The following is a 24,307-nucleotide window of genomic DNA, read 5'->3' as shown; positions in this document are numbered from 1 at the left end:
ACGGCCCGGACAGTGGTCCCCTGGGTGAACCGCGTCGCATCCCGGCGCCCCGGGCCCGGGACGTCTCCAGGACCGGGCGGGACCGGGCCGGTCAGCGGGGTCCGGCGAGTGCCGGGGTCCGCGAGCCCCCGGCACGGTCCGAACGGAGACGGTCCAGGGAGCACGGATGCAGGCCGACGCGCCGGGAGGCATATCCGCACCGGCCACCCGACCACGCCCCGGCCCCAGCCTCCTCGCCCCCTCCACCGCCCGCGACCCGTACCGCCTCTACCGGCTCCTGCGCGAGAGGCACCCGCTCAGCTACGACGCGCCCCTGGGCGTCTGGCTGGTCAGCCGGTACGCGGATGTGGTCACCGCCCTCACCGACCCCCGGTTCACCGGCCTCCCGCACGACGCCGCACCCCGCGGCGGCCCCGCGCCCCTCGGCCTCTGCCACGGCGGCCCGCAGTGCGCCGACCCCCGCCCGCCCGGCACCGCCCCGGACCCCCGCGCCACGCCCCCGGACCCCCGCACCGCCGACCGGATCGAGCGCACCGCCTACGTACTGGCCCGCCGGATCGCCGCCCGCCGACAGGCCGATCTGGTCGAGGAGTTCTGCCGCTGGCTGCCCCTCGGCGCGGCCACCGGAACCGGCCCCCGCCGCTGCCCCGACCGGCTCGGCCACAGCCCCTGCACCCGCCACACCGCGCTGCGCACCACCGCGCTCGCCTCCTTCCTCGCCCACGTGCTGGACGCCCCCGACCTGCTCGCCGCCCTGCGCACCGAGCCCGCCCTCGCCGACCCGGCCTGGGCGGAGTCGCTGCGCCGGGTCCCACCGGTCCAGGTGGTGCTCCGCCGCACCGCCACCGAGGTCACGCTCGGCGGCGGCACCCTGCCCGCCGGGGCGCACGTCGCCTGCCTGACCGGCTCGGCCGGGCGCGACCCGGACCGGTTCGCCGCCCCCGACCTCTTCAACCCGTTCCGCACCGACCAGGACCGCGTCCTCACCGGCCCCGAGTCCTGCCCGGCCGTCCGGCTCGGCCGGACCGAGGCCCGGCTGGGGCTGTGCGCCCTGCTCGACGCGATGCCCCGGCTCCGCTGGGCCGACGGCTTCCGCCCGGCCCGCACCGGGCTGCTCACCCGGGGCCCGCGGACCCTGCTCGTCAGCAGCGGCTGAGCAACGCCACCGGGCGCTCGGCGAAGAGCTCGGCCGACGCGACCGGGCCCCCGGAGAACTTCCGGTCCGGGGCCAGCAGATCGACCCACGCCCCGTCGTCCGGCAGCACCAGCTCCGTACCGCGCCAGCCGCCCGACTCCGCCAGCCGCGACGACAGCCGGGTCACCGCCGTGACCACCTCGCCGGAACGGCAGAACGCCAGACAGTGCGCGGCCGCCGGACCCCGGGCTTCCAGCGGGGCGTACGTACCGGACGCGCCGAACACCTCCGGCCGTTCGCGCCGCAGCCGCAGCGCCACCGAGGTGAGCCGCGCCTTCTCCGCCCCGAGACCGCCGCCACCGCCCTCCCCGTCCGGCTCGCGGAACGGCCGCCGGTTGTCCGGGTCGACCAGCGCGAGGTACTCCCGCTCGGTGCCCTGGTACACGTCCGGCACCCCGGGCATCGTCAGCTGCACCAGCGCCGCGCCCAGCACATTGGCCCGGACGTACGGGGCGAGCGCGCGCGCGAACCGCTCCAGCGCCTCCCGCACCGGCCCGCCCGCACCGGCCGGACCCGCCGCGACGAAGTCCGTCACGGCCCGCTCGTAGCCCCGGTCCGACCCGGTCCAGCTGGTGAAGAGCCCCGCCTCGCGGGCCGCCTTCAGCAGCGTCGGCTCCATCCGCCCGGCCAGCTCATGGTCCGGCAGCCCCGTACAGCCCACCGCCGTCTGCCAGGCCGACCAGGCGAACTGCGCGTCCGGGGCGGCGACCGGCACCGCCCGTTCCAGCTCGGTCAGCAGCTCCGACCACGCCCGCGGGCACTCGGTCAGCACCGCGATCCGGGCCCGTACGTCGGCGCTCCGCTTGGTGTCGTGGGTGGTCAGCACCGTGCCGGTGGACGGCCAGTCGCGGGCCAGCCGGGCGCAGAACGCGTGGAAGTCCTCCGGCACCACCGCGGGCCGCCCCGGATCGCCGCCCACCTCGTTCGCCGACACCAGCGGCGTGTACCGGTAGTACGCGGTGTCCTCGACCGACTTGGCCCGCAGCGCCGAGGCCGTCTGGGCGAACCGGTCGCGGAACGCCGTCCGTTCCGGCCCCCCGCCCGGCCGCCCCAGCGCCAGCTCCCGGACCACCTCGACCGCCGCCGCCTCCTCCGCGACCGGGAAGGCCGCCTTCGCGTCCCGCACCGCCGCCTCCGGCAACGCCTCCTCCGGCGACGGGGAGGACGGGGAATCCGGGTACGGGCGGTAGACCGGCACCCGGACCAGCAGTTCCCGGACCGCCGTGCGCAGCGCCCACGGCGCGTGGTCCCGCAGCGCGGGATCGGCCGCGCAGATCCGTACCGCCATCCGGGTCAGCAGCGCGGTCTCGGCGGCCAGCTCGTCCGTCACCACCTCGTACGCGGCCCGGCGGACGGTCGCCGTCCAGTCGCCGCCCCGGTCGGCGGCCGGGCCCGCGAACTCCCGGTAGCGGCCGACCAGCTCGGCCGCGCCCGCCGGATCGACGAACAGGCCGTCGACGTGGTGCAGCGCGTCGTACCCGGTGGTGCCCGCGACGGCCCATCCGGCGGGCAGGCGCTCCTCGCCGGTGAGGATCTTCTCCACCACCGTCCACCGGCCCCCGGTGGCCGCCGACAGCCGCTCCAGATAGGCCGCCGGGTCGGCCAGCCCGTCCGGATGGTCGACGCGCAGCCCGTCGACGACCCCGTCCCGGACCAGCCCCAGGATCGTGGCGTGGGTCGCGGCGAACACCTCCGGGTCCTCCACCCGCACCCCGATCAGCCCCGAGACCGTGAAGAACCGCCGGTAGTTCAGCTCGGTACGGGCCAGCCGCCACCAGCAGAGCCGGTAGTGCTGGGCGTCCAGCAGCTCCGGCAGCGGCAGACCGGCCGTGCCCGCCCGCAGCGGGAACTCCTGGCCGTCCAGGCGCAGCACCTCCCCGTCCACCCGGAACCGGTCCAGCTCCTCGCCGATCCGGCGGCCGAGCACCGGCAGCAGCACCTTCCCGCCGCCCGCAGCCCAGTCGATGTCGAACCAGCGGGCGTACGGCGAGGAAGGGCCCTCGCGCAGCACCTCCCGCAGCGCGCGGTTGTGGCGCGGGTCGGCGGCCATGTGGTTCGGCACGATGTCCACGACCAGCCCGAGCCCGTGCGCCCGCGCCGTGCGGGCCAGGTCCCGCAGCCCCGCCTCGCCGCCGAGCTCCCCGCGTACCCGGCCGGGGTCGACGACGTCGTAGCCGTGCCGGGAGCCGGGGACGGCCTCCAGCACCGGGGACAGATGCAGATGCGAGACGCCGAGCTCGGCGAGGTAGGGCACGGCGCGCGCGGCGGCCGCGAACGGGAAGTCGGGCTGGAGCTGGAGCCGGTAGGTCGCGGTGGGCGTCATGCGGTCGTCCGTACCCGGCCCGGCGCCATCTGTGACAGAGAACGCCGCAAAGGGCCCGACCGGCGGTGTCCCCGACCGCCCCAGGGGATGTCCGACACATGCCCGCGGCCGTCGCGCACGCATGCGTCGGACACCTCCTACGCAGGCCGCTGGAGCACCGCCATGCTGCGCCCGACCAGCGTCACCCGCTCGCCCGCCGCCACCTTCGGCCCCGAACCGGGCATGACCCCGACCGGGCGCGCCGTGTCCACCACCAGCAGCCACTGCCGCCCGTGGTCCACCGGCACCCGGAACTCCAGCGTCCGGTCGCTCGCGTTGAACATCAGCAGGAACGAGTCGTCGTGGATCCGCTCGCCGCGCGGCCCCGGCTCGGAGATCGCGTTCCCGTTGAGGAAGACCGTGAGCGCCTTGGCGTGGGCGGCCTCCCAGTCCCGCTGCGTCATCTCCCCGCCTTCCGGGGTGAACCACGCGATGTCCGACAGCTCGTCATGGGTGCCCTGCACCGGGCGCCCGTGGAAGAACCGGCGGCGCCGGAAGACCGGATGGTCGCGGCGGAGCCAGACCATCGCCCGGGTGAACTCCAGCAGGCTGCCGCCCGCCGCCGGTCCGCCGTCCTCCTCGGCGCCCCCGACGGCGGCCGGATCCGGCCAGTGCACCCAGGACAACTCGCTGTCCTGGCAGTACGCGTTGTTGTTGCCCCGCTGGGTACGGGCGAACTCGTCGCCGTGACTCAGCATCGGCACGCCCTGCGAGAGCATCAGCGTGGCGATGAAGTTCCGCATCTGCCGGGCCCGCAGGTCCAGCACCTCCGGCCGGTCCGTCTCGCCCTCGACCCCGCAGTTCCAGGACCGGTTGTGGCTCTCGCCGTCCCGGTTGCCCTCGCCGTTGGCCTCGTTGTGCTTGTCGTTGTACGCGACCAGGTCGTGCAGGGTGAAGCCGTCGTGGCAGGTGGTGAAGTTGATCGAGGCGAGCGGGCGGCGCCCGTCGTCCTGGTACAGGTCCGAGGAGCCGGTCAGCCGGCCGGCGAACTCCGCCAGGGTCCGGGGCTCGCCGCGCCACAGGTCCCGCACGGTGTCCCGGTACTTGCCGTTCCACTCGGTCCACAGCGGCGGGAAGTTCCCCACCTGGTAGCCGCCCTCGCCGACGTCCCACGGCTCCGCGATCAGCTTCACCTGGCTGACCACCGGATCCTGCTGTACCAGGTCGAAGAAGGACGACAGCCGGTCCACCTCGTGGAACTGCCGGGCCAGGGTCGCCGCCAGATCGAAGCGGAAGCCGTCCACGTGCATCTCGGTCACCCAGTACCGCAGCGAGTCCATGATCAGCTGGAGTACGTGCGGCGACCGCATCAGCAGCGAGTTCCCGGTCCCGGTGGTGTCCATGTAGTACCGGGGATCGTCCGCGAGCCGGTAGTACGAGGCGTTGTCCAGCCCCCGGAAGGAGAGCGTCGGCCCCAGGTGGTTGCCCTCCGCGGTGTGGTTGTAGACCACGTCGAGGATCACCTCGATGCCCGCCTGGTGCAGGGCCCGCACGGCCTGCTTGAACTCCAGCACCTGTTCGCCCCGGTCGCCCCAGGACGCGTACGCGTTGTGCGGGGCGAAGAAGCCGATGGTGTTGTAGCCCCAGTAGTTGGCGAGCCCCGCGTCGGCCAGCCGGTGGTCCTGGACGAACTGGTGGACGGGCATCAGTTCGATCGCGGTGACCCCCAGTTCCGTCAGATGGGCGATCACCTCCGGATGGGCCAGCCCCGCGTAGGTGCCGCGCAGCTCCTTCGGCAGCGCCGGGTGGAGCATCGTCAGCCCCTTGACGTGGGCCTCGTAGATCACCGTGCGGTGGTAGTCCGTCCGGGGCCGGCGGTCGTCGCCCCAGTCGAAGTACGGGTTCACCACCACCGACGTCATGGTGTGCGGCGCCGAGTCGAGGTCGTTGCGCGCGTCGGGCCGGCCGAACGGGTAGCCGTACACCGCCTCGCCCCACCGGATCTGCCCGGCCACCGCGCGGGCGTACGGGTCGAGCAGCAGCTTGGCCGAATTGCATCGCACCCCGCGCTCCGGCTCGTACGGCCCGTGGACCCGGAACCCGTACCGCTGACCGGGCATCACCCCGGGCAGATAGGCGTGGCGGACGAAGGCGTCGGTCTCCCTGAGCTCGACCGCCGTCTCGGAACCGTCCTCGTGGAGCAGACACAGCTCGATCCGTCTGGCGGCCTCCGAGAAGACCGCGAAATTGGTCCCGGCGCCGTCGTACGTGGCGCCGAGGGGGTACGCCTGTCCCGGCCATACCTGCATGGGCTCGACTCCTCCACCTCTGATCAGGGCAGATCCTTCCCGAAAGAAGTGCGCCGACCTAGGACGTCACCCGGTCCGGTCAACATCGGGCCTCTTCGTGTCGCCCGGAACCGTGATCCGGACCCCCGGGCGGAGCCCCCGCCCCGCCCCCGGGGCGGGATGGGGTGCTTAATCACTATGAATCCCCTCACTCCGGCCGATCCCGGCATGGAGAACAAGCCTGCGTCACTGCCGAGTTGACGAAGCAGCATGCGCATCCTGCTGCACCGGATCCCGCTCCCGGAGTACCCTTCCTTGATCGTTGGTGGGGGAGTGGAAGGCGGTGCGCGGGTGAGCTCGGGAGGCTTCGAGCTGCCCCCAGGTGACCCAGGTCACGAGGGGGAATCCACCGATGTCCCCCCAGGGGCGGTATCGCTTGTGCAACCCGTGGAGATCGGCGCGGAGCTGGACTGGGGCGCGGACGCCTGGAGCGAGGTCCGGATGCGCGCCCAGCGGGCCGGCCGGGCCTACATCTGGCTGAATCTCGTGGAGCAGCGGCTGCGCGCCGTGGTCGCCGCGGTGCTCCGGCCGATCTACGAGCCGGTGCACGGCGAGGACTGGGTGGTGGCCGCCGCCGGTCCCGCCGGACAGGAATGGGTGCAGCGCGCCGTCGCCGTGCGGGAGGTCTCCCGCCGCAAGGGCTATCTGCTGGACCCCGCCGACGACAACGTCCTCAGCTTCCTCACCCTGCCCCAGCTCCGCGAGCTGATGGTCCAGCACTGGCCCTGCTTCGAGGCGTACTTCGACGACCGGCGCGAGGTGGAGCTGGCCCTCGACGAGCTGGAGGTCGCCCGCAACGTGGTCTCCCGCAACCGCGCCCTGAACGAGCCGGTCCTCGCCCAGGCCGAGCGCGCCTCCGCCCGGCTCCTGGAGATCCTCGGCAGCGGCGCCGCCGTCCCGTCGGCCGACCGGCTGCCGGTCGACGCCGTGGAGGAGCTGGTCGGCGACCGGTACGCGGACGTGGTCTCCGTCCACTCCGACCGGGTGCGGCTCCAGCGCCAGCTCCCCGCCGAGGACCTCTTCGGCAACGCGCGGCGGCTCGACGCCATCGGCATAGGGCTCAACCTGCTGGTGCAGAACTTCTCGGGCCGCCGGCTCGTCCGGCTCGCCGAGTCGGGCTGCCGCGTCCGGCTGCTCTTCATCAACCCGGCCAGCAGCGCGGTCAAGCGGCGGGAGCGGGAGCTGGGGCTGAAGAAGGGCGAACTGAGCCGGTCGGTGGAGATGAACATCCTCCACATGCGCCGGGTCCGCTCCAAGCTCCGTGACCCGGGCGCCTTCGAGATCCATGTCTTCGACGAGACCCCGCGCTTCACGGCCTACCTGGTGGACGGCGACGGCACGGACGCGGTCGGGGTCGTCCAGACCTATCTGCGCCGCGCACGCGGCATGGAGGCACCGGTCCTGGTGCTGCGCGGCGGCGGGCGGGCGGTGTTCCGCGCCGGGCAGGAGAACGAGCACGGGCTGTTCGAGACGTACCGCGAGGAGTTCGAGTCGGTCTGGGCCGACTCCCGGCCCGTCTCCTGACGGGCCGTCCTCCCCGGGCGCGTTCGGCGAGGGGGCCCGGGGGCTCTGTCAGTGGTGCGTGCGAGGGTGGTCACCACATGGGGGAGCAACGAAGGAGGTACCCGATGAGCTGGGACCGTGAGCCGCTGGTCGGTTTCGACCTGGAGACGACGGGCACGGAGCCGCTGGAGGCGCGCATCGTGACGGCCGCCGTCGTGAGCGTCGGCAGCAGCGGCGCGGAGCCCGCGCAGGAGCGCACCTGGCTGGCCGATCCGGGGGTCCTGATCCCGGCCCAGGCCTCGGCGATCCACGGCATCAGCAGCGAGCGCGCGGCGGCGGAGGGCCGCCCGGTCCGCGAGGTCGCCGACGAGGTCGCCGAGACGCTGGCCGGCCACTGGCGCCGGGGCGTCCCGGTCGTCGCGTACAACGCGGCCTTCGACCTGACGCTGCTCACCGCCGAGCTGCGGCGCCACGGACTGCCCTCGCTGAGCGACCGGCTGGGCGGGGCGGGCATCGGCCCCGTCATCGACCCGTACACCATCGACCGCGCGGTGGACCGCTACCGGAAGGGCAAGCGCACCCTGGAGGCGGTCTGCGTGGAGTACGGGGTGGTCCACGGCGGCGCCCACGACGCGGGGGCGGACGCGCTGGCCGCGGTCCGGGTGGCCCACGCGATAGCCGGGCGGCACGGCTCGGTGGCCCGGATGTCCGCCGCCGAGCTGCACGAGCGCCAGGTGGAGTGGTACGCCCGGTGGGCGGCGGACTTCCAGAGCTTCCTGCGCCGCAAGGGCACGGCGGACGCGGTGGTGGACGGCGACTGGCCGCTGCGCCGCCCGGCCGAGGTCCCGGCCGGCTGACGCCCTCCCGGTCCGGATCCCCGGATCAGAATCCGTATCCCCGGATCAGAAGGGGTACCAGCGCACGGTCGGGTCGTCGTCGCGCAGCGAGGCCACCCGGCGGCGGAACTCCACGAGGGCCTTCGGGTTGGCCGGCGCGTGCTGGGACACCCAGGCGCAGCTGGCGGTCTCCCTGGCCCCGCGCAGCACCGGGCACCCCTCCCACGCGCGCACGTCCCAGCCGTACGCGGCGGTGAACGCGTCGTACGCCTCGGGCGCCAGCCCGTACCGGTCCCGGGACAGCGCCAGGACGACCAGGTCGTGCTCGCGCAGATCCGCGGAGAAGGTCTCCAGATCGATCAGGACCGGGCCGTCCGGGCCGACGTGCGCATTGCGGGTGAGCGCGTCGCCGTGGATCGGTCCCGGCGGCAGGTGCGGGACCAGCGCGGCGGCCGCCGCGGCGAAGCCGTCCCGGCGCTCGCGCAGATAGTCGGCGTCGGCCGGGTCGATCGCGTCGCCCGCCAGCCGCAGCCACCGCTCGACCCCGCCCAGCAGTTCGCGGCGCGGCAGGGTGAAGCCGTCCGGGGCGGGCAGCGCGTGCACCTGGGCCAGCAGGGGGGCCAGGTCCTTCGGCTCGGTGGGGCGCACCGCCTCGGGCAGCCGGTGCCAGAGGGTCACCGGGTGCCCCTCGACCAGCCGGGCCGCGGGCTCCGCCGCCCGTACGGCCGGGACGCCCGCGTCGGCCAGCCAGTGGGCGACGGCCACCTCGCGCTCCGCACGTTCCCGCAGTTCCGGGTGGTGCACGGCGTCCCGGCCGACCTTGACCACCAGGTCGCCGACGGCGAACACCGCGTTCTCCCCCAGCGCGAGCAGCTCCGCGCCCCCGGACAGACCGGCGGCGGCGAGCACCTCGCGCGCAAGCATTTCGTTCATGTCTGCGATTTTCGCACCCGCGCAGGCGTCCTTGACGAACCGACGACCCGTCAGCACGATGACGTGGGCCATCCAACCGGCCAGAACGGTATGAACTGGGTCAAACGCCACAAGGGGGAGTATTCATGGCATTAGCGAGTGCGACCGTACGTTCCGAGAGACCCGGCCCGCCGGCCGGCCGGAGCACCCCGCCCCGGCCGACGGGCCGGAGCGCCGGCGCCTGGTTCCTGGTACTGCCCGCGCTGATCCCGATCCTCGTCCTCAGCGTCGGCCCCCTGCTCTACGGCATCGCGCTCGCCTTCACCGACGCCCAGTCCGGCCGCACCCGTGCCACCCAGTGGGTCGGCGGGCTCAACTTCCAGGACCTGCTCCACGACACCCTCTTCTGGGACTCCTTCCGGATCGGCCTGGTCTGGGCGTTCGGCGTCACCGTCCCGCAGTTCGTCCTCTCCCTGGGCCTCGCCCTCCTGCTCGACCAGCGGCTCCGGCTGCGCTGGCTGGCCCGCGCGCTGGCGATCATCCCCTGGGCGATGCCCGAGGTGGTCGTGGGCATCATGTGGCGGCTGGTCTACAACCCGGACGCGGGCGTCCTCAACGAGACCCTGCGCGACCTCTCCCTCGGCGACGGACGGGACTGGCTCACCGGCCTCGCCACCGCCCTGCCCGCGGTGATGGTCGTCGGGGTGTGGGCGGGCATGCCGCAGACCACCGTCGCCCTTCTCGCCGGGGTCCAGAACGCCCCGCGGGAACTCCACGAGGCGGCGGCCCTCGACGGCGCCGGAGCCTGGCGCCGCTTCCGCACCGTCACCTGGCCGGTGCTCAGACCGGTCGCGTTCGCCATCACCGCACTCAACTTCATCTGGAACTTCAACTCCTTCGCCCTGGTCTACGTCCTGACCAACGGCGGCCCCGGCGGCCGCACCCGGCTGCCGATGCTCTTCGCGTACGAGGAGGCGTTCCACTACGGGCAGTTCGGCTACGCCGCGGCGATGGGCTGCGTGATGGTCGCGGTGATCTCCGTCATCCTCGCCGTCCACCTCGCCGCCCGGCTCAAGGGAGGCGAGGACCGGTGAACACCCGCACCAGCCCGCTCGTCCGCACCGGACAGTACGCCGCGCTCCTCGGCTACCTCGCCTTCCTGGCGTTCCCGTTCCTGTGGCTGATCTCCACCGCCTTCAAACCGGCCCGCGAACTGGGCTCGCTCCACCCCACCTGGATCCCCGAGCACCCGACGCTCGACAACTTCCGCCAGGCCTTCGACGAGCAGCCGCTGCTCCGGGCCGGGGCCAACTCGCTGACCGCCGCGCTCTGCGCCGCCGCCCTCGCGGTGGTCGTCGCCACCCCGCTGGCGTACGTGCTGGCCCGCCGCCGCTCCCGGCTCTCGACGGCGGCCACCGGATGGGTGGTGGTCAGCCAGGCGTTCCCGCTGGTCCTGCTGATCATCCCGCTCTTCCTGATCCTGAAGAGCCTCCATCTGATCAACACCCTGACGGGGCTGGTCATGGTGTACACCGTCTGGGCGCTGCCCTTCGCCCTCTGGATGCTGGTCGGATACGTACGGGCCGTCCCGGTCGAGCTGGAGGAGGCCGCCGCGGTCGACGGCGCGGGCCGGCTGCGGACCCTGGTGTCGGTGACCGCCCCGCTGCTGGCCCCCGGCATCGTCGCCACCGCGCTCTTCGCCTTCATCACCGCCTGGAACGAGCTGTTCTTCGCGCTCGTCCTGCTCAAGTCACCGGAGAAGCAGACCTTGCCGGTCGTCCTCACCCACTTCATCGGCGCGGAGGGGGCGGCCGACCTCGGCCCGCTCGCCGCCGCAGCCTTCCTCGCCACCCTGCCCTCGCTGGTGATCTTCGCGGTCATCCAGCGGCGGATCACCGGTTCCATGCTGGCCGGGGCGGTGAAGAGCTGATGCGGACGACGACGCGCAGGGCGACGGCCGCCGTGGCCACCGCGCTCGCCCTGCTCCTCTCCGGCTGCGCGGGGCAGGACGACGGCGGGCGGCACGACGGCCGGATCGAGCTGAGGTTCCAGTCGCTGGCCTGGCAGAAGGAGTCCGTCGACGTCAACAAGCGGCTGGTGGAGGAGTGGAACGAGACCCATCCGGACGTCCATGTCACCTACGTCCCCGGAAGCTGGGACACCGTCCACGACCAGTTGCTCACCTCCTTCGAGGGCGGCGAGGCCCCGGACATCGTCCACGACGCCTCCGACGACCTGGCCGACTTCGCGTACGGCGGCTTCCTCGCCGATCTGCGCGGACTCCTCCCCGACCGGCTGACCGCCGACATCCCGCGACAGAGCTGGTCCACCACCACCTTCGGCGACGGCGTCTACGGCGTGCCCTTCCTCCAGGAACCCCGCGTCCTGATCGCCAACACCGGGATCCTCCAGCGGTCCGGGGTCCGGATCCCCACTCCCGACCACCCCTGGAGCTGGGAGGAGTTCCGGCGCGTCACCAAGAAGCTGACCGGCGAGGGGAGGCACGGGGTCGCCTGGCCGCTCAGGGAGCCGGTCTCCGTCACCCTCAACCTCGGCCTCTCCGCCGGCGGCCGGCTCTTCCACCGGGGCGCCGACGGCAGGGTCACCCTCCGCGCGGAGCCGGGCGACCGGATCGTTCCCGGCACCATCCACGACCAGGTCAACACCGACCGCAGCGCCGCGCGCACCACCCTCGGCATGGGCGGCTCCGACACCCTCCCCGGCTTCTTCGGCGGCAAGTACGCGATGGTGCCGCTCGGCTTCTCCTACCGCCAGCAGATCGTCGAGCAGGCCCCCGAGGGGTTCGAGTGGACGGTGCTCCCGCCGCCGGCGGGCGGCGCGGGGCTCGCCCAGGGGGTCAGCCCGCAGACCCTGTCCGTCGCGGAGGCCAGCCCGCACAAGAAGGAGGCCGCGCGGTTCATCGACTTCCTGCTCCGGCCGCCGAACATGGTGCGGCTGGCCAAGGGCGACTGGATGCTCCCGACCGGTACCGAGGCCCTCGCCGACCCCACCCTGCACACCGCCGAGAACGGCTGGGCGACCGGTGTCGCCGTCGCGAAGGCGCTCCGTCCGGCGCCCGCCCAGTCGGTGCGCGGTTACCCGGAGTGGAAGGACAAGGTCGCCACCCCCGCCCTCCAGGAGTACTACAGCGGGGCCATCGGGCCGGACGAGCTGACCCGGCGTCTGGTCGACGACGGGAACCGGGTCCTGGCCCGCTACCAGCGCTGATCCGGCTTCCGGCGGGGTCTTTGGGACACCGGAACGTTCCGCACCGCCGCAATGTGGCCGCCAGGTGAGAGGTCGGTGAAAGCAGGGTCGGAATCAGGCCGCGACCCCGCCCGTGCGCACCGCCGGGCGGGGTCCTCCGCGCCACCCGGGAAGACCGCCGGTCGTGCCGTGACCTCGGGGTGGGCCGCATAAGTCCTGGTGGACGCGGTCGACTTGAGTGTCTCTGGCCGGTTTCTTATTACGAAAGTTTGTTGAGTAAGTCACAGCCGCTTGAAGGTCTTGATCTGCGCGCGTCAATCGGCGAGGGTTTCGAGCCAGCCCCCGGAGATCTTCCGGCCGGGGGCGAATCCCCCCACAAAGAATGACGAGGAGACCCCTCTTCATGGCTATTCACAAGCGCGCCCGCCGGTTCAAGCTCACCGCGGCGATAACCGCGGTGGCCGCGGCGGCCGGAGTCACCCTGCTCAACACCTCGCTGGCGGGCGCCGAGCCCGCCCCCGCGATGGGCGTCGTCTACGGCGCGAACGCCGCGGACGCCGTCTCCGGCAGCTACATCGTCATGCTCAACCAGAAGGCCGACAAGTCGGAGCTCGCCAAGGAGTACGGCGGCACGCTCAAGCGGAACTACACCTCCGCCATCAACGGCTTCTCCGCCTCCGGCCTCACGCTCACCGAGGCCAAGCGGCTGGCGGCCGACCCGGCCGTCTCCAAGGTGGTCCAGAACAAGAAGTTCCACATCGACGGGACCCAGACCAACCCGCCGTCCTGGGGGCTGGACCGGATCGACCAGACCGAGACCGCCGGTGATGGCGCGTACACCTACCCCGACAGCGCGGGCGAGGGCGTGACCGCGTACGTCATCGACACCGGTGTGCGCACCACGCACGAGGAGTTCGAGGGCCGCGCCAGCTCCGGCTACGACGCCGTCGACAACGACGACGACGCGGACGACGGCAACGGCCACGGCACCCATGTGGCGGGCACCATCGCCGGTGCGACCTACGGGGTCGCCAAGAAGGCCAAGATCGTCGCCGTCCGGGTCCTCGACGACTCGGGCTCGGGCACCACCGAGCAGGTCGTCGCCGGCATCGACTGGGTGACCGAGAACCACGAGGGCCCCTCCGTCGCCAACATGAGCCTCGGCGGCGGCGCGGACGAGGCGCTCGACACCGCGGTCCAGAAGGCCATCGCCTCCGGCGTCACCTTCGCGGTCGCCGCCGGGAACGACTCCTCCGACGCGAGCCAGACCTCCCCGGCCCGCGTCCCCGAGGCCATCACGGTCGCCTCGTCCACCGTGGACGACGAGCAGTCGTACTTCTCCAACTACGGCTCGATCGTGGACATCTACGCCCCGGGTTCGGACATCACCTCGTCGTGGAACGATAGCGACGACGCGTCCAACACCATCTCCGGTACGTCCATGGCGACCCCGCACGTCGTCGGCGCCGCCGCCGTCTACCTCGCCGGGCACCAGGACGCCACCCCGGAGGAGGTCGCCACCGCCCTCACCGACGGGGCCACCCCCGACGCGATCTCCAACGCCACCGCGGGTACCCCGAACAAGCTGCTGAAGATCGTCGAATAGCCGCCCGGCCCCCGGGCCGGTGACCGGGCGGCCGAACCGCCCGGCGCAACGGAGAACGCGGCCGCCGTGCCCTCCCCCACGGGGCACGGCGGCCGCTTCGTGCGTGAACTCCACTGTGCTGCAAGGGAGTTGTGGATGGCGACCGGATTGATTCCGCCACCGGCACCCGGTGTGCCACGCCTTTCGGCCGACCTCGGCCCGACTCCCGGTCCGGCCGCATCCTGCCTCCGCGTCCGGGCGTTGGGCCGGTGATGCACCGCGCCGGCCGTTCCGGTCCGGCACCGGGGCATCCTCCGGTCCGTTCAGAACCGACTCCGAAAGGCACCGACGGATGACAGCAGCATCGAACGGGAAAGACGCGGCCGGCGGGTACTCCCGCCGCGGGCTCCTCAAGATCGGCATCGGCGTCGTCGCGGGGGTGGGCATGGTCGGCCCGGCCGCCGGAACGGCCATGGCCGGCGGGCCGGGCGACCCGTCCAGCCCCACCCTCGCTGTCAAGGTGAAGAACCTCAGCGGCCCCGCCGAGACCGGCCCGTTCACCGCGCCGTGGACCGACCTCGGCATCCCCGTGCGCTGTCCGGACGGCACCATGCTCTTCGTCGGCGGCGACACCTTCGACGGCGACCACGTGCCACGCCCCGGCGAACCGAGCGACTGGCGTGCCCCGGTCGGCCTGCGCTCCAGCAACGGGGACGTCAACAACCTGCGCATCGACGGAAGCGTCGGTGGCGGCCACGCCAACAGCCTCGTCGACGAGCCGCACAATCCCGTCGGGGACAAGGCCACGACGGCGATCCCGTCCGACGTGTTCGTCGTCGACGGCGTCATGTACATGCATCTGATGCGCGGTGTCATCTACGACACCCACCACACGGACTTCTGGCGCTCCACCGACAACGGGGAGTCCTGGGAGTACCTCTGCCAGTGGCCGGGCGACCTGCACGGCGGCCAGTTCCAGCAGAAGACGTACGCCGTCGCCGACGACGGCTACTGCTACGTCCTGTCCTCGGTCTTCAACCGCGAGGTGGCGTCCGGGATGCTGCTCCACCGGGTGCGCAAGGAGCGCCTCGGCGACCCGGGCGCCTACGAGCCGTGGGGCTACGTCGACGGCGGCTGGCGGTGGAACGCCCCGGCGCCGACGACCGTGTTCGACGTCCGCAAGTGGGGCGAGATCTGCTTCCGCGCCATGGACGGCAAGTACGTCCTCACCTGGCTCAACATGGACCCGCTGTCGATCCGGGCGATGGTCTTCCCGCTCCCGACCTCGGACCTGACCAGGACGCTGGAGCAGACGATGATCCTGCCCTGTGCGCCCGGGCAGGAGGTGGCCAACCTCGTGGCCAGCCCGTACGGCGGGTTCGTCGTACCCGGCTCGACGTTCGGCAACTTCCACATCGTCGTCAGCCAGTGGTACGACGAGTGGAACTACCGGATCATGCAGTACAAGGTCAACATGCTGTCCTGAGCGGGGCGCGGTACCGGGCGCCGTCCCCGGCGGCGCCCGGCGTCAGGCGGAGGCCGGGCCGGTGCGGCCCGGCCGTTCGCGCAGGACGAGCAGGGTCCAGCCTCGGCCCGCCGGGTCCAGCGGCCGGGTCGCGGCGGTGAAGAGCTCCGCGGCCCGGCGGTAGGAGAGCCGCCCCCGGCCGGTGACCGGACAGCGGTCGGCGGCCGGTGTTCCGGCGGGCGCCCGGCGGCCCGTGACGAAGACCGGCCCCGCCGTGCGCCCGGCGAGCAGCATCGGCAGCAGGCGGGCGGTGCCCGGCCCCCAGGTCAGGGGGGCCGCCGCGTGGGACCGGGCCCGCCGGCCGGGCAGGTCGAGGTGGTCGATGTCGAGGGCGAGTACCCGCTCGACGGGGGCCCGTGACTCGTGCAGGAGATGCCACAGGGCCAGCTCCCTCAGCGGCGCCCGCGAGGCGAGGGCGGCGCGGGCCCGGTCCGGGGTGGTGGCGGACGCCGGGGGAGCGGCCGAGGGGGCGGCGGCCGGTCCGGGGTGCGGTCCGGGCGGCTCCAGCCCGGCCGTCGGATCCGTGACGATCCAGCCCCGCGCCAGCCACCACGCCGTTGCCGCGCGCAGACAGGCCAGCTCGCGGACCACCGTACGGGGCAGGGCGGACGCGGCGCGGTCGGCCAGTCCCCGGCGCAGCCGCTCCGGGGTCCGCGGATCGTCCAGCAGGGCGAGCGGCACGACGGGCGGACGGGCACCCCGGCGCTCCCGGCCGGTCGGGGACCGCCGGTCGACCAACGGCCAGGCCCACCCCCGCAGCGAGACCCGGTAGACGCGGCGGGAGGCGTCGCCGAGACCGGCCGCCGCGAGGTAGCGGTCCACGGCGGCACCGTATTCCACCGGCGTCGCACGCAAAGTTTCCGTGTCCTTTTCCGGGCCGATTCTCATTCCCGCCACCCGCAGTAAATGGACCTCATCGACGCTCCCTCGCTTCTCCTCAACCGACCCTACCACCAGGGATGTTGCAGTAAATGAAGCCTATTTACTGCGGGAATTCCAGGGAAAGTGAAATTGCTGGTGAAAGACTCAATTTTCTTTCGCGGAAATACTTGCGGAGGGTGCGTCGGCAGCGGGAGGCTGCGGAGCCATGACGCTTCGTACCCGCCTTCCCGCCGCGACCGGGACCGGAGCGGCCCCCCGCCGCCTGCGCACCCTGCGGCACGCCCGATTCCGCCGGTTCCTGATCGGCCAGGGCTCCTCGCTGCTCGGCTCCGGGATGAACACCATCGCCATGACCTTCGCCGTACTGCGGCTGCCCGGCGGCGGGGTCGACGCCGTCGGCGTGGTGATGGCGGTCCGCATCCTGGCCGTGCTGGCGGTGCTGCTGCTCGGCGGAGTGCTGACCGACCGGATCGGGGCCCGTACGGTCATGCTGACGGCCGATCTGCTCCGGTTCGCCTCCCAGGGCGTGCTGGCCGTCCTCCTGCTGACCCACAGCGCGCGGATGTGGGAAGTGGTCGCCCTGGCCGTGCTCCTCGGGATCGGCGAGGGCGCGTTCAGCCCGAGCCTCACGGCCCTCGTGCCGGGCCTCGTCCCCGAGGACGAGCTGTCGGACGCCAACGCGGTGCTCCAGATGTCCCAGGCCGTGGCCTCGGTCCTGGGGCCGGGCCTGGCCGGACTGCTCATCGCGGTCCTCGACGCGGGCACGGTGGTCGCCGTCGACGCGCTCAGCTACGGGGTGAGCGCCCTGGCCCTGGCCGGGCTGCCCCTGTCCCGCTCGGACGAACCCCGGCACGGGCTCTTCGCCGACCTGGGGCGCGGCTGGAAGGAGTTCACCTCCCGCACCTGGCTGTGGGTGACGACCCTGCACATCAGCCTCTTCAACTTCGTCCTCTGGGCCCCGTTCCTGGTGCTCGGACCGGCCCTCGCCCAGCAGCGGCTGGGCGGCGCGAGGGCCTGGGGGCTGGTCCTGGCCCTGTACGGCACCGGCTCGATCCTCAGCGGGCTGGCGCTCCTCGGCCGGAGCCCCCGCAGGCCACTCGCCTGGTCGATGACCGCATCCGCCTGCTGGGCGTTCCCGGCGGCGGCGCTGGCCGCACGGCTGCCGCTGGGCTGGGTGGCCGGGGCCGCGCTCCTGGCGGGGGCCGGGGCTGCGGTGTGCAGCGCCCTCTCGACCACCGTCATCCAGCGCGACGTCCCCGCCGAGGTCCGCGGACGCATCAGCGCGTTCGACAGCCTGGGCGCCTTCGCCCTGGGACCGCTCGGACTGGCACTGGCCGGGCCGGTCTCGGGGGTGGTGGGGGCCGACCGGCTCCTCGCGGCCGGCGCGCTCTGGCAGCTGGCCGCGGTCGCGGTGGTGCTGGCCCTCCCGTCCGTACGACGGCACGGGGTGACACGGCCCGCCGCCCCGTACGGCTCCACACCCTAGGGTGTGGCCATGACGACGTACGCGGCGCTGTTGCGCGGGATCAATGTCAGCGGCCACAAACGGATCCCGATGGCCGACCTCCGGGCCCTGCTCACCGAGCTGGGACACGCGGACGTCCGCACCCACCTGCAGAGCGGCAACGCCGTCTTCAGCAGCGCGTCCGACGACGAGGAGGCCCTCGCCGCCGAGCTGGAGCGGGCCATCGCCCGGCGCTTCGGCTTCGACGTCCCCTGCCTGGTCCGCGACGGCGCCTACCTGGCGGCGGTCGCGGCGGCCTGCCCGTTCCCGGCCGCCGAGCTGGAGGGGAAGCAGCTCCACGTCACGTACTACGACCGGCCGGTCGACGCCGCCCGCTTCGCCGGGATCGACCCGGCGGCCCACCTGCCCGAGGCGTTCGCCCTCGGTGACCGGGCGCTCTACCTCTACGCCCCCGACGGGCTGGGCCGCTCGAAACTCGCCGAGGCCCTCTCCCGCACCTCCGTCACCAAGGGCATCGTCGCCACCTCGCGCAACTGGAACACCGTGGCCACACTGGTCGGGATGACCGCACCCGGCACGCCCGCGCACGACGGAGCCCCCGCATGACCGAACCGTCCCCCGGCGTGGCCGCGGCGGTCGAGGGCGAACTGCGCCTCCTGGACCCGGTCGTCCGCGCCTCCGCCGAACTGCTCGCCGCGCTGCTGCACCCCGACTACCGGGAGATCGACCACACCGGACGGATCTGGGACCGCGACTCCATGATCGCCGCGCTCACCGCGGCGGACGCCCCGCGCCCCGGCCCGCTCACCGCCACCCGGATGCAGGGCGTCCAGCTCGCCGAGGACATCGTCCACCTCACCTACGACACCGAGACGAAGGGCCGCGTCTACCACCGCAGCTCGGTGTGGCGGCTGACCGGCACGGGCTGGGTGCTCTACTACAACCAGGCCACCCCGTCCAACGCCCTCGACCCCGCCCCGGACGGCGGCACCGACGACGGCTGACCGGCTCAGCGGCGCGTCACCCGCTGCGCCCGCGCCGCCCACCGGCCGTCCGTACGGGAGATCCGCACCGGGTGCCCGAAGCAGTCGCTGACCCGCTCCGTGGTCAGCACCCCGTCCACCGGGCCCGAGGCCACGCACCGGCCGCCCCGCAGCAGCATCGCGTGCGTGGTGGAGGCGGGCAGCTCCTCCAGATGATGGGTGACCAGCACCGTCGCCAGCTCCGGATGCTCCTGACGCAGCATGTCCAGACTGTCGAGCAACTGCTCGCGCGCGGCGAGGTCGAGACCGGTGGCCGGCTCGTCGAGCAGCAGCAGCCTCGGCCGGGGCATCAGCGCGCGGGCGATGAGCGTACGGCCCCGCTCGCCCTGCGACAGCGCCGGCCAGCGCGACCCCGACTTGCCGCCCATCCCGAGCATCTCCAGCAGCCGCTCCGCCCGGTCCCGCTGCTCCTGGTCCACCGAACGGCGCGGCACCGGCTCGACCGAGTTCGTCAGCCCGGTCAGCACCACCTCGCGCACCGACAGCGGGGAGCGCAGCGGATGACGCGGATCGACATGGCCGAGCAGCGAACGCAGCTCCCGCATGTCGACCCGGCCGAGCCGGCGCCCCAGCACCTCCACCGAACCCCGGGTGGGGTGCTTCACCGCGCCGAGCAGCCCCAGCAGCGTGCTCTTCCCGGCCCCGTTGGCGCCGAGCAGCGCCCAGTGCTCGCCGGCGCGCACCGTCAGCGAGACCGAGTCGAGCAGCACCTTGCCGTCCCGGACCAGCTGGACGCCGTCGGCCCGGATCACCGGCACCGCCCCGGCGTCCTCGGCGGCCGGTACGGGGACGGGGACGGTGGTCGGTGGGGTGGTGGTACCGGGCGTGGTCACAGCCGGGTGCTCCTTCTTCTCATACGGGTACGAGCGCCTCCAGGGCGCCCAGGTCCTCGTCCGACAGCCGGATCTCGCGCGCCCCCAGGTTCTCCTCCAGATGGGCGGCCGAGCCGGTGCCCGGGGTCGGGCAGAGCACGGGGGAGCGGTGCAGCAGCCAGGCGAGGGCGATCTGCCCGCGGGTGGCGCCGTGTCGGTCGGCGATGCCGGAGAGCGCTGCGGCGGCGTCACCGGTCAGCGCGCCGTTGCCCAGCGGGAACCAGGGCAGAAAGGCGAGGCCATGGGCTTCGCACGTCTTCAGCACCGCCTCCGACGAGCGGTCCAGGAGATTGAAGCGGTTCTGCACCGAGGCGATCCCGGTCAGGGAGAGCGCCTGCTCCAGCTGCTCGGCGGTCAGGGTGTCCAGGCCGATGTACCGGATCTTACCCTCGTGCCGCAGCTCGTCCAGGGCGCCCAACTGCTCCGCCATCGGCACGTCCGGGTCCAGCCGGTGCAGCTGGTAGAGGTCGATCCGGTCCGTCCGCAGCCGCCCGAGGCTGGCCTCGCACATCGCCCGCAGCCGCTCCGGCCGGCCCTCGATGTGCCAGGCGCTGTCGCTGGTGCGGACCACACCGCCCTTGGTCGCGATCACCAGGTCGTCGCGGTACGGACGCAGGGCCTCGGCGACCAGCTCCTCGGCCAGCCCGGGGCCGTAGTTGTCCGCCGTGTCGATCAGGGTGACCCCCTGCTCCACGGCGGCCCGCAGCACCGCCACGGCGGCGCCGCGGTCGCCGCGCGGCCCCCAGTAGCCGGGCCCGGTCAGCTGGGCCGTGCCGTAACCGAGCCGCCGCAAGGGCAGCTCGCCGCCGAGCAGAAAGGTCTCACCGGGGGAACAGGAGAACGAAGTCATCCCACGATCCTATGTTCCCGGATCCACGCCCCCCGGAAGCGTCCACGGCGCCCGCGCCCGGAGCCTACGGAGCCAGTGCGTCGACCGCGTCGAGCGCGAGCTCCCAGGGGAATCCGCCCGGGCGGCGCTCGCCCGGAAGGTTCGGCTCGAACCCGCCGGGGCCGTAGAGCACCGTGACCCCCATCTCCCTCAGCTCGGCGACGCTCCGCCCGAACGCCCGGTGCCGGGCGTACGCGGAGTTGACGCAGGGCATCGCGACGAGCGGGATCCCCTTGCCGATCGCCTCGGCCGCGAAACCCACCACGAAGCTCGAAGTGAGACCCAGCGCCCAGGAGTTGACCGAGTTGAACGTGGCGGGCGCGAACAGCACCACGTCCGCCGGGGGCCAGACGTCCCGGGCACCCGGCGCCTTGTACCCGGACCGCACCGGGTGCCCGGTCAGCCGCTCCAGCCCGGCCGCCCCCGGCTCCAGCCAGCGGGCCGCCGACGGGGTGAGCCCCAGACACACGTCGTAGCCGCGGGCCTGGGCCTTCTCGATGACCGAAGCGATGTCGAGTACGGGCGGAGCGGCGGAACCGAGCAGGTAGAGAGTCGTCATACCGCCATCCCATCGCGCCGGGGCGGGACCGGCCAATTTTCCTCAATCCGGTTGGCATGGGGCCGCTTTGCGAATCCCGCGACGGACCGCGTGGGTACGGTTCCCGGCGATGAACGAGGAACGCGAGGGGGCCGGCAGGCCCGTACCGGACGACACCAGCACGGGCGAACGGATCAAGGAACAGCGGAAGCTCGCCCGGCTCAGCCAGCGCCAGCTCGCCGCCCGCATCCCCTACTCCTACAGCCTGCTCAACCAGGTCGAGTGCGGGGCCCGGGTGGCGACGGCCGAGTTCACCGCCGCCGTCGCCCGCGGCCTCGGCATCGACATCGCCCTCCTCACCGGACCCCCGAGGGCGACCGAGACACAACAGAGCAGGCTCTCCGCGCTGGTCCGCCCGATCCGGGAGTCCCTCGCCCTGTACGACCTCGGACCCGACGGCCACCACCCCACCCGCACCGCGCGGGAGCTGGTCCGCGACACCGACCGCCTCTGCCAGGAGGTCCGGGCGACATACCTCAGGAAGGCCGCCCTCGCGCTCCCCGGCGTCATCGACGACCTCACCCTCACCGTGCACACGGCACCGAGCACCGAGGTCTGGCGCGCCCTGGCCTCGGCGTACCGCACCGCCCACGACATCGCCGCCAAACTCGGCTTCGCGGACCTCGCCATCACCGCACTCGACCGCATGGGCTGGGCCGCCGCGCACGCCTCCGACCCCTGCCTCGCCGCGATCCGCCAGTACCGGCGGGCCCTGAGCCACGTCGATGCCGAGCCGGATCTCGGGCGGCGCCTGGTCGAGGCCGGGCAGGCGCTCGTCGTCGGCCAGAGCTCGCGCGAAGGGCTCGTCGTGGCGGGCCAACTGCACCTCGGAGCCTCGGAGATGGCGGCCCGGGCCGGGGACGGACGGGCCGTGGCGCAGCACATCCAGGCCGCCCGGGAGCTGGCCGACCGGGTCGGCGGCGAGGCGGGCGAGGTCCACTGGCTGAGCTTCGGCCGGATGAACGTCAACCTGCACGAGATCGGCGCGGCCATCACCATGCGCGATTTCGACGCCGCGCTGCGCCAGGCCCGCGCCGTGAAACTCCCCCCGTCGACGCTGACTTCGCGCCGGGCCCGGTTCCTGGTGGACCGTGCCGTCGTCGAGATGGAGACCGGTCACCTGGACGCCTCCCTGCGCCATCTTCTCGCGGCCCGCCGGGCCGCCCCGGAGCAGACCCGCTACCACCCGCGCACCCGGGAGACCGTGGCCGGGCTCCTCCACACGAGCCGCCGCACCTCGGACCATCTGGTCAACATGACGTCCTGGATCGGCCTTTGAAGCCGGTCCGGTCCGCCGGAAACCTCCCGGCCCGCTCACAGAAGTGTGAGCGTTCCGGCCCCCGGGGCCGGGGATCCTCTTCCCACCAGACCAGCGAGGAGCCGGGGGCGTCATGAACGTGAGGAACCTTCCGTCGGCCAGCGAACTGACGGAGCAGCAGCAGCGCGGATGGTCCTGCGTCTGGTGCCGGGCCGCCCTGACCATCGGCACCGACACCGATCTCGGCGAGCAGCGGACCCGCCCGGCCGCCGGTGCCGCCTACAGCTGGTTCCCCCGGGCCTGCTCGGACGCCGCCGCCTGCGCCGCCCGCGAGGCCGGGCTCGCCTGCTGACCGGGCGGCCCGGCGGAACGTGTCGCCTTTCTTCAATCGCCCGGCCGGGCCCCGCTCGTAGGGTTCCGGCATGAAGACCGAGCACGCTCATATGACCGAGGTCGCCGCCGAGGCGGCTCGTATCGCCCGTACCGTCCGCGCCGATCAGCTCGGCGCGACCCGAACGCCCTGCGGTGACTGGGACCTGCGGGGTCTCGTCAACCACTGGGTGCTGTACACGTCCCACGGTCTGGAGCACCGGGCCCTGGGCAAGGAGCTTCCGGAGGAGCTCGTCGGGCGGGACTTCACCGCCGACGCCGACTGGGCGGAGCGGTACGCGGAGCAGTTGGACCGCGCGGTCGCGGCCTGGGCGGACCCGGCGGTCTGGGACGGCGAGATCGACCTGGGCAACTCCACGTCCCCGGGCCGTGACGTCGCCGCGATGCTCATCGAGGAGACCGCCCTGCACGGCTGGGACGTGGCCCGGACCATCGGCGAGGAGTTCCGGCTCTCCGACGCGGCGGCCGCCTACGTCCGGGAGGTCGTCGACGGCACCGCCGAGCTGTACCGGCAGTACGACGGCTTCGCCGACGAGGTGGAGGTCGCCGAGGGCGCCCCGGACTTCGAACGGGCCCTGGCCCACAGCGGACGCGACCCGAAGTGGGTGTGATCCGCCCGCGGCGGGGACTCACCCGGCCGTGACCGTCCAGGCACCGGCGGCCGGGCGGGCGGACGAGCCGAGACCGTCCACGAACAGGGCCCCGGCGAGCAGACCCGCGCTTCCCCGGGGGCTCCAGCCGCGGGTGCGGAGGTCGTCGTCGAACGCGGCCAGGGCCTCGGCCCCGGCGGCGGTCGCGACGGAGCCCGCCTTCAGGACGGCGCGCGCCCCCGCGTGGACGTGGCGCAGACCGGCCGGGCCCGCCGCGTGGAGGATCCCGGTGTCACGGAGGCTCGACACCACGGTCAGCAGGGCGTCCAGCCGCGCCTGCGCCTCGGTGGCCCCGGCGTCGCGGGAGGCGGTGAGGGCCGTCAGGGCGCTGCGGACATGGGGGAAGCCGGCCCGGGCCTCGCCGCGTGCACCGGCGGCTCCGTAGGTCACCGCCATCGCCGAGCCGGGCGTGGGGCGGTGCGGCGCGTTCCGGTCGGGGTGCGCGGCGATCCGTCCGGCCGCCCGGGTGACCTCGTCGGCGGAGGCGGAGCGGCTCTGGACGGCACCGGCGACGAGCAGGCCGAGGACGAACAGCGCTCCCCGGTGGCCGCCGCCGGCCAGGCGGGCCGTGTGCTCGGTGCCGCGCCCGATGGCACCGAGTTCCGCCCGCAGCCCGGGCGTGGGCCCGTCGTTGCGGCGGGCCGCGGCGGCCATCGCCGCGATCCCGGGGGCCAGGGCGATGGCCGACCACCGGAGGGTGGCGTGGTCGCGGCGCGAGACCCGGGCGGTGAGGTCGCGCGGGTCGGGCAGGCCGGGCTTCGGGGCCAGGGCCAGTTGTTCGGTCAGGGCGCGCACGGCGGCCCCGGCCAGCAGTTCGTCGCGGTGGTCGGTCATGGTGCCTGCGATC

At 73.5% G+C, this 24,307-nt stretch carries 22 protein-coding genes; 14 read left to right on the top strand and 8 right to left on the bottom strand.

Annotation, left to right across the window (positions count from 1 at the left end):
- Positions 1-166: 166 nt before the first annotated feature.
- Positions 167-1,156 carry a cytochrome P450 gene (locus tag ACWC97_RS09790; protein ID WP_450648472.1) on the top strand — a complete coding sequence of 330 codons (990 nt, stop codon included), beginning with the start codon at positions 167-169 and terminating at the stop codon, positions 1,154-1,156.
- Here the strand turns inward: ACWC97_RS09790 and treY are convergent.
- Both treY and glgX read right to left on the bottom strand, forming a co-directional pair.
- Positions 1,143-3,518 (bottom strand): malto-oligosyltrehalose synthase, encoded by a 2,376-nt coding sequence (gene treY, locus ACWC97_RS09785; RefSeq protein WP_450648470.1) that lies wholly within the window; start codon positions 3,516-3,518, stop codon positions 1,143-1,145. The genes ACWC97_RS09790 and treY overlap by 14 nt on opposite strands.
- 137 nt (positions 3,519-3,655) lie before the next feature.
- Entirely contained in the window at positions 3,656-5,806 is a 2,151-nt protein-coding gene (gene glgX / locus ACWC97_RS09780; protein WP_450648468.1) for a glycogen debranching protein GlgX, read from the bottom strand.
- A gap of 330 nt (positions 5,807-6,136) precedes the next feature.
- On the opposite strand from glgX, the gene ACWC97_RS09775 reads away from it, so the two are divergent.
- Both ACWC97_RS09775 and ACWC97_RS09770 read left to right on the top strand, forming a co-directional pair.
- The gene (locus ACWC97_RS09775) at positions 6,137-7,369 is read left to right on the top strand and encodes an SAV2148 family HEPN domain-containing protein (RefSeq protein ID WP_352273012.1); all 1,233 of its coding nucleotides are present in this window, start codon (positions 6,137-6,139) and stop codon (positions 7,367-7,369) included.
- Between the two features lie 104 nt (positions 7,370-7,473).
- On the top strand, positions 7,474-8,205 hold the full coding sequence (locus tag ACWC97_RS09770; RefSeq protein ID WP_352273011.1) for a 3'-5' exonuclease: 732 nt from the start codon (positions 7,474-7,476) through the stop codon (positions 8,203-8,205).
- Positions 8,206-8,250: 45 nt separating this feature from the next.
- Here ACWC97_RS09770 and ACWC97_RS09765 read toward each other — a convergent pair whose 3' ends face one another.
- Positions 8,251-9,117 carry a phosphotransferase enzyme family protein gene (locus ACWC97_RS09765; protein ID WP_352273010.1) on the bottom strand — a complete coding sequence of 289 codons (867 nt, stop codon included), beginning with the start codon at positions 9,115-9,117 and terminating at the stop codon, positions 8,251-8,253.
- 125 nt (positions 9,118-9,242) lie between these two features.
- Here ACWC97_RS09765 and ACWC97_RS09760 point away from each other — a divergent pair, with 125 nt between their 5' ends.
- From ACWC97_RS09760 to ACWC97_RS09740, 5 genes are all read left to right on the top strand, one after another.
- Entirely contained in the window at positions 9,243-10,190 is a 948-nt protein-coding gene (locus tag ACWC97_RS09760) for a carbohydrate ABC transporter permease (protein ID WP_450648466.1), read from the top strand.
- Positions 10,187-11,026 carry a carbohydrate ABC transporter permease gene (locus ACWC97_RS09755; protein ID WP_450648464.1) on the top strand — a complete coding sequence of 280 codons (840 nt, stop codon included), beginning with the start codon at positions 10,187-10,189 and terminating at the stop codon, positions 11,024-11,026. Before ACWC97_RS09760 ends, ACWC97_RS09755 begins: the two co-directional genes overlap by 4 nt.
- The gene (locus tag ACWC97_RS09750; protein ID WP_352273007.1) at positions 11,026-12,324 is read left to right on the top strand and encodes an ABC transporter substrate-binding protein; all 1,299 of its coding nucleotides are present in this window, start codon (positions 11,026-11,028) and stop codon (positions 12,322-12,324) included. Before ACWC97_RS09755 ends, ACWC97_RS09750 begins: the two co-directional genes overlap by 1 nt.
- Before the next feature lie 382 nt (positions 12,325-12,706).
- Positions 12,707-13,909, top strand: a complete 1,203-nt coding sequence (locus ACWC97_RS09745) for a S8 family serine peptidase (protein ID WP_450648462.1) — start codon at positions 12,707-12,709, stop codon at positions 13,907-13,909.
- Between the two features lie 331 nt (positions 13,910-14,240).
- A complete protein-coding gene (locus ACWC97_RS09740; RefSeq protein WP_450648460.1) occupies positions 14,241-15,374 on the top strand; it encodes a DUF4185 domain-containing protein in 1,134 nt (377 codons plus the stop codon).
- A 42-nt stretch (positions 15,375-15,416) separates the two neighbouring features.
- On the opposite strand, the gene ACWC97_RS09735 is transcribed toward ACWC97_RS09740, so the two are convergent.
- Positions 15,417-16,235, bottom strand: coding sequence for a hypothetical protein (locus tag ACWC97_RS09735; RefSeq protein ID WP_352273004.1), 819 nt, complete (start codon positions 16,233-16,235; stop codon positions 15,417-15,419).
- Between the two features lie 265 nt (positions 16,236-16,500).
- Between ACWC97_RS09735 and ACWC97_RS09730 the strand changes: the two genes are divergently transcribed.
- Genes ACWC97_RS09730 through ACWC97_RS09720 form a run of 3 tightly spaced genes read left to right on the top strand, consistent with a single transcriptional unit; the run spans position 16,501 to position 18,764 of the window.
- Positions 16,501-17,781: an MFS transporter gene (locus ACWC97_RS09730; RefSeq protein ID WP_450648458.1), complete on the top strand. Its 1,281-nt coding sequence runs from the start codon at positions 16,501-16,503 to the stop codon at positions 17,779-17,781.
- A gap of 9 nt (positions 17,782-17,790) precedes the next feature.
- Positions 17,791-18,366 carry a DUF1697 domain-containing protein gene (locus ACWC97_RS09725; protein ID WP_450648456.1) on the top strand — a complete coding sequence of 192 codons (576 nt, stop codon included), beginning with the start codon at positions 17,791-17,793 and terminating at the stop codon, positions 18,364-18,366.
- Positions 18,363-18,764, top strand: coding sequence for a nuclear transport factor 2 family protein (locus tag ACWC97_RS09720; protein ID WP_352273001.1), 402 nt, complete (start codon positions 18,363-18,365; stop codon positions 18,762-18,764). Before ACWC97_RS09725 ends, ACWC97_RS09720 begins: the two co-directional genes overlap by 4 nt.
- Positions 18,765-18,769: 5 nt before the next feature.
- Here ACWC97_RS09720 and ACWC97_RS09715 read toward each other — a convergent pair whose 3' ends face one another.
- From ACWC97_RS09715 to ACWC97_RS09705, 3 genes are all read right to left on the bottom strand, one after another.
- Complete coding sequence (locus ACWC97_RS09715; RefSeq protein ID WP_352273260.1) at positions 18,770-19,561, bottom strand: ABC transporter ATP-binding protein; 792 nt, start codon at positions 19,559-19,561, stop codon at positions 18,770-18,772.
- A 94-nt stretch (positions 19,562-19,655) separates the two neighbouring features.
- The gene (locus tag ACWC97_RS09710) at positions 19,656-20,525 is read right to left on the bottom strand and encodes an aldo/keto reductase (RefSeq protein WP_450648453.1); all 870 of its coding nucleotides are present in this window, start codon (positions 20,523-20,525) and stop codon (positions 19,656-19,658) included.
- Positions 20,526-20,589: 64 nt separating this feature from the next.
- On the bottom strand, positions 20,590-21,123 hold the full coding sequence (locus ACWC97_RS09705; RefSeq protein WP_352272999.1) for a flavoprotein: 534 nt from the start codon (positions 21,121-21,123) through the stop codon (positions 20,590-20,592).
- 109 nt (positions 21,124-21,232) lie between these two features.
- On the opposite strand from ACWC97_RS09705, the gene ACWC97_RS09700 reads away from it, so the two are divergent.
- The 3 genes from ACWC97_RS09700 (at position 21,233) to ACWC97_RS09690 (ending at position 23,421) form a co-directional block, all read left to right on the top strand.
- Positions 21,233-22,441, top strand: coding sequence for a helix-turn-helix domain-containing protein (locus tag ACWC97_RS09700; protein ID WP_450648451.1), 1,209 nt, complete (start codon positions 21,233-21,235; stop codon positions 22,439-22,441).
- 112 nt (positions 22,442-22,553) lie between these two features.
- Complete coding sequence (locus tag ACWC97_RS09695) at positions 22,554-22,772, top strand: hypothetical protein (protein ID WP_352272997.1); 219 nt, start codon at positions 22,554-22,556, stop codon at positions 22,770-22,772.
- A 70-nt stretch (positions 22,773-22,842) separates the two neighbouring features.
- Positions 22,843-23,421 carry a TIGR03086 family metal-binding protein gene (locus ACWC97_RS09690; protein ID WP_450648449.1) on the top strand — a complete coding sequence of 193 codons (579 nt, stop codon included), beginning with the start codon at positions 22,843-22,845 and terminating at the stop codon, positions 23,419-23,421.
- 18 nt (positions 23,422-23,439) lie between these two features.
- Here ACWC97_RS09690 and ACWC97_RS09685 read toward each other — a convergent pair whose 3' ends face one another.
- A complete protein-coding gene (locus ACWC97_RS09685) occupies positions 23,440-24,294 on the bottom strand; it encodes a triphosphoribosyl-dephospho-CoA synthase (RefSeq protein WP_450648447.1) in 855 nt (284 codons plus the stop codon).
- Positions 24,295-24,307 lie beyond the last annotated feature (13 nt).

The sequence above is a fragment of the Streptomyces sp. NPDC001108 genome (assembly GCF_053598535.1).
The sequence above is the reverse complement of the archived record's forward strand: the minus strand, read 5'-3'. Positions and strand labels throughout refer to the sequence as shown.